The following is a 14,223-nucleotide window of genomic DNA, read 5'->3' as shown; positions in this document are numbered from 1 at the left end:
AAATAATACACCGAGTCTAACAAGAAGTAGACGGCTTTAAAAGTAAGCATAGAGGAAAATATCAGACAAGATACCTAAAGTGCCAAGGAAAATGGCTAGGATTATTTTTTCTGGTGTTAAAACCAAAACAGGCCGCATAAAGCGGCCTGTTTTATCTGCATTTGATAAATGCGACGTATTAGTTAAGTTTCTCTTTAATACGTGCAGATTTACCAGAACGCTCACGTAGGTAGTAAAGCTTAGCACGACGAACCGCACCACGACGCTTAACTTCTACGCTGCTGATAAGAGGGCTGTGCGTTTGGAATACACGCTCAACACCTTCACCGCTTGAAATCTTACGAACAGTGAAAGATGAGTGTAGACCACGGTTACGCTTAGCGATTACAACACCTTCAAAGGCCTGTAGACGCTCTTTGTTACCTTCTTTTACGCGTACCTGTACAACTACTGTATCACCAGCGCCGAACGCAGGTACGTCTTGCTTAAGCTGTTCAGCTTCAAGCTCTTTAATAATATTTTGGTTTACTTTTGCCATTTTATTTCTCACATTCCTAGGTGTAACTGTCTTCTAGCCACAAGCTTGGCCATTCTCTTGCTGAAATTCAGCAAGTAATGCCGCCTGCTCCTCAGTCAGAGCTAGGTTACGCAACAAGTCAGGACGACGTTGCCAAGTTCTACCCAAAGACTGCTTTAAGCGCCATTTGGCTATTTCTTGGTGGTTTCCGCTGAGTAATACAGCAGGCACCTGTTTATCATCCAATGTTTCCGGCCGAGTATAATGAGGACAATCTAACAAGCCATCCGAAAATGAATCTTGTTCTGCTGATTGGTTATGACCCAACACACCTGGCACTAATCGTGCTACTGCATCGATTAATGTCATGGCAGGTAACTCACCACCGCTCAGTATAAAATCGCCGATGGACCACTCTTCGTCTATATAAGACTCGATGATCCGCTCATCAATACCTTCATAACGACCCGCTACTAAAATCAACTTTTCAGATTGCGCCAATTCAGTCGCACCTTGTTGATCTAGCTTTCGCCCTTGAGGGGACATATAAATTACTTTAGCGCCTTCTCCTGCTGCCGCTTTGGCATCAAGAATAGCTTTTTTGAGAGGCTCAACCATCATAAGCATTCCTGGGCCACCACCATAAGGGCGGTCATCCACAGTTCTATGCTTATCAAGAGCATAATCTCTCGGGTTCCAGCAATTAAACTCAATCAAGCCATTTTTCACAGCTCGACCCGTTACGCCTTGCTGAGTTATCGCATCAAACATGTCAGGAAAAAGTGAAACCACTCCAACCCATAGCTTTTGCTGATCACTCATTAAAACGCTGGATCCCAATCTACAGTAACTTTTCTCTCTTCATGGTTGACATCCAAAATAACAGAGTCTGTTAAGAATGGAATTAACCTTTCAGATTGCCCAAATGCATCTTTTTTGTTTGCTTTCACAACCAAAACATCATTTGAGCCTGTCTCCATCAAGTCATCAACTGTGCCTAAGTCGTAACCTTTATCGGTTACTACTGACATGCCGATGAGATCTCGCCAATAAAACTCCCCTTCAGGTAATTCAGGAAGCTGCTCAGCATAAACAGCGATTTCGGCATTGGTATAAGCCACTGCTTCATCTCTGTCGTTTACTTGAGCAAATTTAGCGATATATCCCTTGTTGTGACGACGCCAGTCGCTCACTTCAAGGTTTTGCCATTTACCTTGTTGCCCTATCAACCATGGGCTGAAATCGAAGATCCCTTGGGGATCATCAGTAAATGAATGCACCTTAAGCCAACCCTTGATGCCATAAGGAGCACCAAGCTTACCAACAACGATTGTCGAGGTTTTACTTTGACTCATGGTTACACTTACGCCTATTAAGCCGCTTTACGAGCGTCTTTAACCAGCTTCGCAACGCGATCTGAAAGAGATGCGCCTTGACCTACCCAGTGATCAACACGAGATAAATCTAAACGTACTTTTTCTTCCTGACCTGCTGCGATCGGGTTAAAGAAACCTACTTTCTCGATGAAACGACCGTCACGCGAGAAACGGCTATCCGCAACCACGATTTGATAGAATGGACGCTTTTTAGCGCCGCCACGTTGCAAACGAATAGTTACCATACCGTCCTCTACATAGATTGACTGTTTTCATTAATAAGTTTGTACTTCCCATTACGGGAAGCTCGGGCATTTTACGCATTTTCACGCGCAATGCAAGTTAATTCCATCGTTGATGCTTTATTAGGCCTTGCTAAAGAATTACTGCTGAAGTTTCACACGCCACTTTCGTCTCAATATCGGTACGAAAAATTGACTTTTCAGCACTACTGGAAAGTCGCCCCCCTGTTGTTTCATTATAAGGAGAGCACACATATGAACCAAATGTGGAAAGCAAAACGTTCAATTAAACACCTATTCCTAAGTATACCACTCATCTCTTTTACGCTCGTTGCTCCTTCAACACTGGCAGCAAGCAATGAAGAAATAACGGCTTGTAAACTGTTACGTTTTGGTGACTTCTCGCAGCTAGAGCAAGGTAATGCTGCAATGAGTATCACCAACGCAGAATATGTACCAAGCCAAACCCTAGATGCCGACACCGAACTCTGGACATATAAGTATAGTCGCCTATTAGGTGCGCCTGTACCAAAAGGAACAAACTCTTTACCTGAGCACTGTTTGGTTGAAGGCTATGCTGCACCGACGATACGTTTTCAGCTTAGGTTGCCAATGGATCAAGTTTGGAACCAACGTTTCCTCCTCAATGCCTGTATGGGTTTTTGTGGCGAAGTATCCAACTACCCGACGATGGCTGGAGTTATGCGCAATTACGCGACCATGTCTCATGATGGCGGCCATACTGCAGCCGGATTCGATGGTTTGTGGGCTAAAAACAATGTGCCATTAAGGGAGGACTTTGCCTACCGATCGAACCATGTGGTTGCTGTTGCAGCAAAAGCGGTTATTGAGCGCTTTTATAGTAAACAACTTACGTACTCATTTATATCGGGTTGTTCGAAGGGAGGTCATGCTGGGATAATGGCCGCAAAGCGTTACCCAAATGATTTTGATGGCGTGATTGCCAGAGGGCCGACGATTAATTACACCAAAGTCAACCTAATCAACTGCATGGATAATGCAAAAGCTATTTTGGATGAAAACGATAACGCACTGCTCGATGCAAGCTATACTGACTTTATTTCGCAGGCCGTCATGCAAGCTTGTGACTATAAAGATGGCTTAGTTGATGGATTAATAAGCGATCCTAGACGCTGCGATTTTGACCCCCAAACACTCCTGTGCAGCGACAACACCACGGGTACATGCCTGACTCCTCGCCAAGTCAACGCAATTAAGGAAATATATGCACCATCCTACGATCAACAAGGCAACGTTATTTATGGCGGCCTCCCCTATGGCTCCGAACCTGAATGGACAGGCTGGCTGTTTCCTGAAGCACCGTTTATCAAGCCTTATCACTATTATGCTGCAACCGAGTATTTAAAGTACTTGGCTTTTCCTCGAGAAAGATACAATCAAGGCAACTGGAGAGACTTTTCTTATAACAATGAGGTTGGCGAGCTTTCACCTATCTCAAGCTTTATGGACGCCGATCACCCTGATCTCACTGGATTTAAAAATAGCGGTGGCAAAATGATTGTATTACATGGATGGTCAGACGCTGCAATACCCGCATATGCAACTATTGATTGGTATGAGTCAGTTATCAATTATATGGGTAAAGACAACACCTACGACTTTGCTCGGCTATTCTTGCCACCAGGATTAGTGCATTGTGGTATCGAGGGACCTGGCGCTGAAACCTTTGATGCCATCGCAGCGCTAGTGCATTGGCTTGATACCGGTAACGCCCCGGATGCGCTTATGACACAAAAAGAAGATCCGCAGGGCAATATTCTTTTCACTCGCCCTGTTTACCCTTATCCACAAGAAGCCCAGTACATTGGTACAGGCGACCCTAAAAAAGCAGAAAACTTTAGGCCAATAGTGCCCAATTTTAAGAATAACTAAGTAAACAAAAAGGCAAGCCCCAAGGCTTGCCTTCACATTATAAAAACTATAAAACGGTGTTAGAACTTAGGCCCACCGCCACCGAACATGCCCGGCGGCATCATGCCTTTCATGTTCTTCATCATTTTCATCATGCCGCCTTTGCCTTTCATCTTTTTCATCATCTTCTGCATTTGGGTAAATTGCTTCAGCAACTTATTAATGTCTTGTACTTGCGTACCAGAACCCGCAGCGATACGCTTTTTACGCGAGCCTTTGATGATTTCAGGACGTGCACGCTCTTTTGGCGTCATTGAGCTTATGATGGCTTCCATTTGGTTAAAGGTCTTATCATTTACTTGACCTTTTACTGCATCCGGCAAGTTTGACATACCAGGCAGCTTTTCCATCATTGACATCATACCGCCCATGTTTTTCATCTGGCGCAGCTGCTCAGCAAAATCTTCCAGTGTAAAACCATCGCCTTTAAAGACCTTCTCAGCCACTTTTTGGGCTTTGTCTTTATCGACTTTCATTTCGACTTCTTCAATAAGCGACAGTACATCGCCCATACCGAGAATTCGAGATGCAACACGGTCAGGGTGGAATGGCTCTAAGGCATCCGTTCTTTCACCCACACCGATAAACTTAATGGGTTTACCGGTAATATGACGAATAGACAACGCCGCACCACCGCGCGCATCACCATCCGTTTTAGTTAAGATAACACCGCTGAGTGGCAGCGCTTCATCGAACGCTTTTGCTGTATTTGCAGCATCCTGACCTGTCATTGAGTCAACGACAAATAAGGTTTCGATTGGGTCAATCGCCGCGTGTAAATCTTTGATTTCGTCCATCATGTCTGCATCTACGTGCAAACGACCAGCGGTATCCACAAGCACCACATCAATGAACTTTTTCTTCGCGTGAGAAATAGCACCCGTTGCGATATCTACCGGTTTTTGTGAAATATCACTGGGGAAAAACTCGACGTCAACTTCAGCGGCTAACGTTTCAAGCTGTTTGATAGCCGCTGGACGATAAACGTCAGCACTTACCACCAATACAGATTTCTTTTTGCGCTCTTTAAGGAATTTAGCCAGCTTACCAACACTGGTGGTTTTACCCGCACCTTGCAGACCTGCCATCATGACGACAGCTGGCGGCTGCGCGTTTAGGTTCAGCTCTTCGTTGGCCTCACCCATCGACTTTTCAAGTTCTTCACGAACAATCTTGATGAAAACCTGGCCTGGGCTCAGACTCTTTGTGACTTCTACACCAACCGCGCGTTCTTTTACTTGTTTTACAAAGTCGCGCACAACCGGCAAGGCAACGTCAGCCTCAAGCAATGCCATGCGTACTTCACGGAGTGTTTCTTTAATATTGTCTTCAGTTAGTCGGCCACGGCCACTGATGTTTTTAAGCGTTTTTCCTAAACGCTCTTGGAGGTTTTCAAACATGTATCGGTTCCAAAATCTCGAAATTGTCGGGCATTATACTGATATGCGAGCTACTAATACAGTATTCAAGCAGATTGTTCTGCTTTTTACGCTTTCGTTGAACGAAAATAAGAATAAGTTAACGGATTGAAATAAAACCCTATGCAAGCGCAGAGGCTTTAAATACAATAGCTAAAAAAGGAAAGCAAAAATTAGGCACTTATTTTTATGTTGATTATTAGCTTGTCATTAATCGCCTGTCTCTTTTACATCATGGCCACCAGCCATGTTTTATCGCGCTTATTTGACAAACAAGGTCCAGATCAAAAGAAAACATTAATATTAAGCACTGTCGCCATTTTGACTCATATGCTAGTGTTGGTGAATTCAGTGTTTACGCACCAAGGACAAGATCTCAGTACCGTCAACGTTGCCTTGTTAACCTGTTGGGTTATCGTTGTTTCCGTAACGACCGTATCTTTACGCTTCCCTGCAACACTATTGCTGCCTGTGGTGTATGGCTTTGCCGCCATTTTGTTATTGGCAAGCCTGTTTATTCCACACCACATTATTATGCATACAATAAACATAGATGTTGGTCTCGTTTTGCATATTTCACTTTCTTTGTTGGCTTACTGCGTACTTATCATCGCCACGCTCTACGCCATTCAATTTATGTTTATTGATAAACGCTTAAAACAACGGGATTTGGCGATTATGACCAGCCATCTACCGCCACTTATGCAAGTAGAAAGGCAGCTTTATCAGCTGTTATTTGTAGGCACAGGTTTATTAACGCTGGCATTGGCATCCGGTTTTTACTTTTTAGACGGTATGTTCGCTAAAGAGACTATTCACAAAACCATTTTATCTATCGTTGCATGGCTTATCTATGTCGTCGTCGCCTTCGGGCATAGGCAGTTTGGCTGGCGCGGTAAGTCTGTGGTGATTTCCATCATAGCGGCTTCTGGCATCGTGACTTTAGGTTACTTTGGCAGTCGCTTTATACAAGAAGTGATTTTAGGCAGGTTTTAAACTTTAACTTGACTATCGTAACTCACTAACGCTTAATACTCTTTCGTAAGTAAAAAAGGGATCCACTGTTGGAAGACATATCGACCAGCGCCTTGTTTATCATACTCGGCGTGCTCATTTTGATGTCGGCTTATTTTTCTAGTTCAGAAACCGGTATCATGTCAATCAACCGTATTCGTCTACGCCATCTTGAAAAAGAAAATCACCGTGGTGCGAAGCGTGTAAGTAACCTCCTTAACCGTCCTGACAGACTAATTGGCCTGATCCTGATCGGAAATAACCTCGTTAATATTGCCGCTGCGCAAGTTGCAACTATCATCGGATTACGTTTGTATGGCGATATGGGTATCGCAGTTGCTACCTTTGGTCTCACACTCGTGGTCCTGATCTTCGCTGAAGTCACACCTAAAACTCTTGCGGCTTTATATCCTGAGAAAGTCGCTTTCCCAAGCTCTGTAATCCTAAAAGTATTGTTGAAGGTCTTGTTTCCTTTAGTTGTCGCGACTAACTGGATCACCAATGGTATGTTGCGTTTGGTTGGGATCACACCACAAGAGATTGAGGAGCACAGCCTAAGTAAAGAAGAATTAAAAACCGTGGTAAATGAGTCAAGCGCTATGTTGCCCTCAAACCACCAAAACATGCTCACTTCTATCTTAGACTTGGATCACGTGACCGTAGAAGACATTATGATCCCACGTAGTGAAATCAATGCGATAGATATCAATGACGAGTGGAAAGATATTGCTCGCCAGCTCACGAATGCACAGCACACCCGAGTGCTACTTTACCGTGACCAAATTGATGACGCGGTTGGTTTTATCCATGCTCGTGATGCGTTACGCCTGCTAACAAAAGAGCAGTTTGATAAGCCGTCACTACTACGTGCGGTAAGAGAGATTTACTATGTGCCAGAGAATACCTCACTCAATACACAGCTGATCAAATTCCAAGAAGCCAAAGAACGTATTGGTCTTGTTGTTGACGAGTATGGTGACATTCAAGGTCTGGTTACGCTTGAAGACATTCTTGAAGAAGTCGTTGGTGACTTTACCACCACGCAGACGCGTGCGCCGAGTGAAGACGTAAATATGCAGCGTGATGGCTCAGTTATGGTTGACGGCAGTGTAAACGTGCGTGACTTAAATAAAGAAATGAGTTGGGACTTACCTACCGAAGGTCCTAAAACTCTCAGCGGTCTGATTGTAGAGCACCTTGAAGATATTCCAGATGCGCCTCTTGGCTTAACGATTTCTGGTTATAAGATGGAAGTCATTGAGATCAAAGAAAACATGATCAAGATGGTGAAAATATCTTCTACTACCAATTAGCTTGATTAAGTGGTCTATTTTGAGGCAAGAAAATCTTGTCGATAACACCGCTACCGCGTCCTGCTATCGCCAAGGTACCTACATCCATATAGGCAAGGCAAAAATTTTACTATTTAGTTGTTCTAAATGAGAAATTTTTGACGCAGTTAGCGTCAGATTTGATCCTTCAAATTGAGCAAGTATTAAGACTAATTGGTATAACTCTTAAGCGAGTAAAAGCTAAACTCTAAACTCAATTGCGGTGTTGAAAGTAACACCGCAATTTACTCAAGAAAAAATTCTCTCGAACCAGTTCTTATCTAAATCATCTTCACAGCGTTTAAGTTGAACGGCATAGCGCGCAGCACGATGCTTTACCTTATTTGCTACTTGCATTAACCATTTCTTATTCTTATATGTACCACGACGATAACCGCCCCAACCTTCATGATAATTGAGGTATTGTGCGTAAGCGTCCCATTTCGACACGCCGTTTACCTTGTGAGTTTTGTATACGAACCAAGCCATAAAATCGATGGCGTCTTCAAAGTCATCGCGATCTGCACCTGAGTTTCCAGTTTCACGAATATAATCAGACCAGGTCGGAGTTTTGGCTTGAGAGTAACCATAAGCAGAGCTCACTCTGCCAACAGGAATAAACCATAGGAAATATTCCATTGGAGGCGCCGCATCGTGACGAAAGGAGCTTTCTTGGTACATCATGCTCATCAGTACATGCTTTGGTGAGCCCCATTTATCTTGAGCATCACGAGCGTCATAATACCAATCTTCTTTTTCCTCAAAAATCTTACAAATATCATGAGGTTGTTTAGGTGGTGCGGTAGCACATCCGGATAAAACAGCGACGAGACTAATTAAAATTAATTTTTTTTGCATTTTTTTCGAAACCTAATGAACTTTTACAATTTGCATTGGTCTGAACTTATGAATGCAGCAGTTTAGCATTGTTTCATCCCTGAAATTTATTTGCGCAGCCTTATGGCTGCGCTTTTTTATGCCTTGTGCATTATGCCCTTGAAAAATAATCGTCAAGGAAAGTAGTAAAGTCTACAGAATCAGCCGCTCTAACCGCTGCCTCATCTTCAAAAGACTGACGTGCAAATGACTTCAGCGTATCTTCATCGTAATAGCCGTATTTGATATCTTGATGAAGCTGCTTATATTTGTTCGCTAGTTCAATGCCCATTGAACCTTGTTCTAAGGTACGACTCTTCAGCTGAGATAGCAACTGCCCAGAAAAAGTAAGTGCAGGCGTTTCAATTGCCAACATTAATTTTTCCACTGTTGCCACATAGACTGATTTTTCTGTACTCCCATCTAACATTTTTGCAACTTTAAGTAAGTCTGTAAAAATCTCAGTGCCCCACTGTTTCACACTCACAGGCTCACCCGCTTTACTCAGTTCAAGTGCTGTACAGCGACCTTGATTAACCACCTGATGTAAATTCTTACCAGCGAGCTTTTGCGCATCAAACGAGAGTTCAGGGCTTGGCTTTAACAAACAATAGGTTAAGAACACATCTAGGAAGTGGATTTGCTCAAGACTCACACCAGTATGCTCGAATGGGTTAACATCCAGCGCACGAATTTCGATGTACTCAATACCACCACGTTCAAGTGCCTGAGTCGGGGTTTCACCAGACTTGGCATTACGTTTTGGTCTAATTGGCGAGTAGAACTCGTTTTCAATCTGTAAAATGTTGCGATTCAGCTGTTTTGGCTCTGCCGCTCGATAGTCTGGAATTTCATGATATAAGTCGGAGCGGCAACGAATGGCTTGTCGCAAGCCCGCAATATACTCATCCAGATCGTTATACATCACCTTAAGCGAACTTTGTGCGCTATTGGTATAACCTAAATCACCCAGTCTAAGTGCGGTGCCATATTCAAGGTATATAGAGCCATTTTCTAGCTTACTAAATGGCAAGTCGCTCTTTTTGCCTTGCAAAAATGACGGACAAAGCGCAGGAGATGCGCCAAACAGGTAGCTTATCAGCCACATTTCACGCTTGAAGTTACGAATAAGGCCTAAATACTGTTGGGAGATAAATGATTGCTGAGGTTTATCGTCTTCAGACATCACTTGCAGGCTTTGCCATACGGTCTCTGGAAACGAAATATTGAAGTGCACACCCGCAATGGCCTGCATCATACTACCATAGCGATTTTTTAGCCCTTCACGATATAGCGTTTTCATTTTGCCGATATTAGAAGTGCCAAACTGCGCTAGGACAATATCTTCTTCGTCCTCAATAAAGCATGGCATCGACAAAGGCCACAGTAACTCATCACCCATGTTAGCCAACGTAAATTTCTGTAGATCAGAAAGTTGCGCTAATGTCTCTTGTGGATCTTCACTCACTGGTGTAATAAATTCGAGCAGCGACTCAGAAAAATCAGTGGTAATATGACCATTGGTCAGTGCATGGCCCGTCTTTTCTGGATGCGGTGTTTTCGCTATTTTTCCCGACCCTTGGATCCGTAATGCCTCACGTTCGATACCTCTTTTGATACCTTTGAAAACGCCGCGATGCGCGCCGTCAGACAAAAAGTCCAGCTTAGTGTTTAAGTCTAATTGTTTCAAAAATTCTTCCTCGAACCTACAGGCCAATTTCAAGTTTATGGGGTCGAAACCAAATTATACCAAGTGTATTCATCAAATGAGTGATTTAAACCGAGCAATCAATTTAAATATGGCTACTTTTAGTACACTTAGGCCTTAATAATAACTTTGCCAACATGCTTACCACTTTCCATACAGTGATGAGCCTGCGCAATATCCGCCATCGCAAAGTAATGACTTACGTTGATGCTGATTTTGCCAGCTTGGTACGCCTGATACAAATATTTAAGATCGTCTAAATTACTCGCAACCAACATACCTTCAGCCCTTACATCCCTTGTCGTGGCTCGCTCACAGACGATTTCTTTGGTGACGCTCGGAATGGTCACCAGGTGCGAATCCGGCTTCATCGAGTCGACACACTGTAATGCAATATCGCCACCAATTAAGTCCAGTAAATCGCATTCAACTTGGTGCTGATAAAATTCGTCATAACTTATTGCCGTTACCTTGAGCTTCGACAACAATTCGTGCTCAGGGCGGGTGGAGACCGCGATAACTTTTCGCCCTTGGAGCTGTGCTAGTTGAATTGCTAAATGCCCCACGCCACCAGTTGGTGCCAATACATATAATGGACGATCACGATTAGAGAATTTATCTAACGCTTGTTTTGCCGTAAGACCCGCAAGACAAAGACCTGCAATATCTGGACTTTCTTGCAAAGAAACCTTGATGAGTTCTGACTCAAGCGCCACTGTATAGTCACTATAGGTCCCGGGGTTACTCGCAAATCCAATCATACCGATGACAAAGTCGCCTACTTTAAATTGGCTATCTGGGCCATAAACCTCAACCACCTCACCATACAGATCATATCCGAGCGGCAAAAAGGCATCTGCGCTTTTTTGCGCTGCAACATAACCAAGACCTTGTCTGGTTTTCACTTCAATAGGATTAATACTGGTACTGCTTACTTTTACCAGCACTTGGCCTAAGGTTAGTGTTGGCAAAGAAATAGTGGTGCTACACAGTTGACTGCTATCACCAAATTCGTAAATACCATAAGTGGTTGAGTTATTTATCATATGCGGCTTGCTTAGAAAACAGTTTGGTATCTTTGTAGAATACGCGAAAGGGTAAGGAGTTTGAAGAAATTTACGGTATGGGAGGGAAAAACGCTCTTACAGTATGGCTGTAAGAGCGTTTAGCTATATTTAGTGATTGAACACTATCTGGTCATCAAGCACCTCGACTTTAATGGTATCACCAGTCACAAACTTACCTTGCAGCAAGTCCTGCGCCAACGGGTTTTCAATGTATTGTTGTACGGCTCGTTTAAGAGGACGAGCACCATATACAGGATCAAACCCGCTTGCAGCGATTTTATCAAGCGCGGCATCACTAAGCTCGAGTGCAAACCCTCTTTCAGTTAAACGTTTACTCAATCTGTCTAACTGGATACTCGCAATTTCTTTAATGTGTTCATTGATAAGCGGGTGGAACACCACAGTTTCATCAATACGGTTAATAAATTCAGGTCTAAACTGACTAGCCAGCACGCCCATAACACGCTCTTTGAGTGCTGCGTAGTCGTTATTTCCTGCTTGCTCTTGAATGACATCCGACCCTAAGTTCGAGGTCATAATGATCACTGCATTTTTAAAATCAACCGTGCGGCCTTGGCCATCGGTCAAGCGACCATCGTCCAAGACTTGCAATAAGATGTTAAATACATCTGGATGCGCTTTTTCCACTTCATCAAGCAAAATCACAGAATAAGGACGACGCCTTACCGCTTCTGTCAAATAGCCACCTTCTTCGTAGCCAACATAGCCAGGAGGAGCACCAACCAAGCGCGCAACTGAGTGCTTTTCCATAAATTCGGACATATCAATGCGCACCATGGCATCTTCCGTATCAAACATAAAGTTGGCCAGTGCTTTGGTCAGCTCCGTTTTACCCACCCCTGTTGGACCTAAGAACAAGAACGAACCAATTGGGCGATTAGGATCTGCAAGCCCCGCTCTTGAGCGACGGATAGCGTTAGCAACCGCATTAACAGCTTCGTCTTGACCAATCACTTTTTTATGAAGCTCGTCTTCCATTTGCAGTAACTTTTCACGCTCACCTTGAAGCATTTTTGCGACCGGGATCCCAGTCCAGCGAGATAAAATTTCTGCAATTTCATCTTCACCGACCTGATTTTTTAAAAGACTCATTTCCTGCATTTCAGCCTGAGAAGCAAGATCTAGTTTTCGCTCAAGCTCAGGGATCCGACCGTACTGTAGTTCAGACATACGTTGCAAGTCACTTGCTCGACGCGCAACTTCTAGATCTAAGCGCGCTTGCTCAAGCTCAGCCTTAATCACTTGTGTGCCTTGTAATGAAGCCTTCTCTGCATTCCATACTTCATCAAGCTCTCGATACTCAGCTTCTAATTCATTGATGAGCGTTTGCATCTCAGTACGACGCTTTTGACTCGCTTCGTCCTTCTCTTTCGCCAGCGCATTATCTTCCAATTTTAGTTGGATAATACGGCGCTCTAGTCTGTCTAACTGCTCCGGTTTCGAGTCAATTTGCAGCCGAATTGAAGACCCAGCTTCATCTATCAAATCGATAGCTTTATCGGGAAGTTGCCGATCTGAGATATAACGATGTGACAAGTTAGCCGCAGCGACAATCGCAGGATCGGTAATATCTACTGAGTGGTGCAATTCGTAACGCTCTTTTAAGCCACGTAGAATCGCGATGGTATCCTCTACGGTTGGCTCTGCAACAAATACTTTTTGGAAACGACGCTCGAGTGCCGCGTCCTTTTCAATATACTGACGATACTCATCAAGCGTGGTCGCCCCCACACAGTGAAGCTCACCACGGGCTAGTGCGGGTTTTAGCATATTGCCAGCATCCATTGCACCATCGGTTTTGCCCGCCCCCACCATGGTATGGATTTCATCAATAAAGAGAATAACTTGGCCTTCTTCTTTAGCCAGCTCGTTTAATACCGACTTTAGGCGCTCTTCGAATTCACCACGGTATTTTGCTCCAGCCACCAATGCACCCATATCTAGCGATAGTACGCGCTTACTTTTTAAACCTTCTGGAACTTCACCGTTGATAATACGCTGCGCGAGCCCCTCAACGATGGCAGTTTTACCAACGCCCGGTTCACCGATAAGTACAGGGTTGTTTTTAGTACGGCGCTGTAGCACTTGAATAGTGCGGCGAATTTCGTCGTCACGGCCAATAACCGGATCAAGCTTGCCTTGCTCAGCACGCTCAGTGAGATCGATGGTAAATTTCTCAAGAGCTTGGCGAGTGTCTTCGGCATTAGGGTCATCCACTTTTTGACCCCCTCGAATAGCCTTGATGGCTTGCTCAATCTTTGGTTGGGTGATGTTAAGCGCTTTGAAAATCTCGCCTAGTGGGCCTTTATCTTCGCATGCAGCAAAAACAAATAACTCGCTGGAGATGTATTTATCTTTACGCTTTTGTGCATATTTATCACACAGATTGATCAGTGAAATAAGGTTATTTGAAAGCTGTACATCACCACCTACACCTTCTACTTTAAATAGCTTTTCAATGGCTTGTGACAACTTAGTATTAAGCTCGTCGGCGCTCACACCTGCTTGTGCTAATAATGCGCGCACACTCGAGCCGCTCTGCTGGAGCAAAGCATACATTAAATGAACAGGTTCAATAAATTGGTGATCGCGCCCAAGCGCTAATGACTGCGCATCAGAAAGCGCAGCTTGAAATTTGCTTGTAAATCTATCTAAACGCATGATTTATTTACCCATATAAAATATTGAATTGCCTTATTT

12 protein-coding genes are annotated in these 14,223 nt (G+C 43.8%); 3 read left to right on the top strand and 9 right to left on the bottom strand.

Annotated features, from left to right (window positions below):
* Positions 1 to 178: 178 nt before the first annotated feature.
* Genes rplS through rpsP form a run of 4 tightly spaced genes read right to left on the bottom strand, consistent with a single transcriptional unit; the run spans position 179 to position 2,138 of the window.
* Positions 179 to 538 (bottom strand): 50S ribosomal protein L19, encoded by a 360-nt coding sequence (rplS, locus tag L1D50_RS15060; RefSeq protein ID WP_128726853.1) that lies wholly within the window; start codon positions 536 to 538, stop codon positions 179 to 181.
* A 33-nt stretch (positions 539 to 571) separates the two neighbouring features.
* Positions 572 to 1,339 carry a tRNA (guanosine(37)-N1)-methyltransferase TrmD gene (trmD, locus tag L1D50_RS15055; protein WP_128726854.1) on the bottom strand — a complete coding sequence of 256 codons (768 nt, stop codon included), beginning with the start codon at positions 1,337 to 1,339 and terminating at the stop codon, positions 572 to 574.
* On the bottom strand, positions 1,339 to 1,872 hold the full coding sequence (gene rimM / locus L1D50_RS15050) for a ribosome maturation factor RimM (RefSeq protein ID WP_128726855.1): 534 nt from the start codon (positions 1,870 to 1,872) through the stop codon (positions 1,339 to 1,341). The genes trmD and rimM overlap by 1 nt, the downstream gene beginning before the upstream one ends.
* Positions 1,873 to 1,889: 17 nt before the next feature.
* The gene (gene rpsP, locus L1D50_RS15045; RefSeq protein ID WP_017216164.1) at positions 1,890 to 2,138 is read right to left on the bottom strand and encodes a 30S ribosomal protein S16; all 249 of its coding nucleotides are present in this window, start codon (positions 2,136 to 2,138) and stop codon (positions 1,890 to 1,892) included.
* Positions 2,139 to 2,390: 252 nt separating this feature from the next.
* Between rpsP and L1D50_RS15040 the strand changes: the two genes are divergently transcribed.
* Complete coding sequence (locus tag L1D50_RS15040) at positions 2,391 to 4,049, top strand: tannase/feruloyl esterase family alpha/beta hydrolase (RefSeq protein ID WP_128726856.1); 1,659 nt, start codon at positions 2,391 to 2,393, stop codon at positions 4,047 to 4,049.
* A 59-nt stretch (positions 4,050 to 4,108) separates the two neighbouring features.
* Here the strand turns inward: L1D50_RS15040 and ffh are convergent, their stop codons facing one another.
* A complete protein-coding gene (ffh, locus tag L1D50_RS15035; protein ID WP_010606686.1) occupies positions 4,109 to 5,488 on the bottom strand; it encodes a signal recognition particle protein in 1,380 nt (459 codons plus the stop codon).
* Positions 5,489 to 5,695: 207 nt separating this feature from the next.
* Between ffh and ccsA the strand changes: the two genes are divergently transcribed.
* Both ccsA and L1D50_RS15025 read left to right on the top strand, forming a co-directional pair.
* The gene (gene ccsA, locus L1D50_RS15030) at positions 5,696 to 6,502 is read left to right on the top strand and encodes a cytochrome c biogenesis protein CcsA (RefSeq protein WP_095727509.1); all 807 of its coding nucleotides are present in this window, start codon (positions 5,696 to 5,698) and stop codon (positions 6,500 to 6,502) included.
* Between the two features lie 68 nt (positions 6,503 to 6,570).
* A complete protein-coding gene (locus L1D50_RS15025; RefSeq protein ID WP_095727508.1) occupies positions 6,571 to 7,833 on the top strand; it encodes an HlyC/CorC family transporter in 1,263 nt (420 codons plus the stop codon).
* 267 nt (positions 7,834 to 8,100) lie between these two features.
* On the opposite strand, the gene L1D50_RS15020 is transcribed toward L1D50_RS15025, so the two are convergent.
* The 4 genes from L1D50_RS15020 to clpB all read right to left on the bottom strand — a co-directional run bounded on the left by L1D50_RS15020 (position 8,101) and on the right by clpB (position 14,184).
* Positions 8,101 to 8,709: a transglycosylase SLT domain-containing protein gene (locus L1D50_RS15020; protein WP_128726857.1), complete on the bottom strand. Its 609-nt coding sequence runs from the start codon at positions 8,707 to 8,709 to the stop codon at positions 8,101 to 8,103.
* A 130-nt stretch (positions 8,710 to 8,839) separates the two neighbouring features.
* Positions 8,840 to 10,417, bottom strand: coding sequence for a glutamate--cysteine ligase (gene gshA / locus L1D50_RS15015; RefSeq protein ID WP_138523809.1), 1,578 nt, complete (start codon positions 10,415 to 10,417; stop codon positions 8,840 to 8,842).
* A gap of 128 nt (positions 10,418 to 10,545) precedes the next feature.
* Positions 10,546 to 11,481 carry an NADP-dependent oxidoreductase gene (locus L1D50_RS15010; RefSeq protein ID WP_138523807.1) on the bottom strand — a complete coding sequence of 312 codons (936 nt, stop codon included), beginning with the start codon at positions 11,479 to 11,481 and terminating at the stop codon, positions 10,546 to 10,548.
* Between the two features lie 129 nt (positions 11,482 to 11,610).
* Positions 11,611 to 14,184 carry an ATP-dependent chaperone ClpB gene (gene clpB / locus L1D50_RS15005; RefSeq protein WP_239966320.1) on the bottom strand — a complete coding sequence of 858 codons (2,574 nt, stop codon included), beginning with the start codon at positions 14,182 to 14,184 and terminating at the stop codon, positions 11,611 to 11,613.
* Between the last annotated feature and the right edge of the window lie 39 nt (positions 14,185 to 14,223).

This window comes from Pseudoalteromonas sp. Isolate6 (assembly GCF_022398435.1).
GTDB classification, from domain to species: domain Bacteria; phylum Pseudomonadota; class Gammaproteobacteria; order Enterobacterales; family Alteromonadaceae; genus Pseudoalteromonas; species Pseudoalteromonas galatheae.
This window is presented reverse-complemented; position numbering and strand designations above follow the sequence as displayed.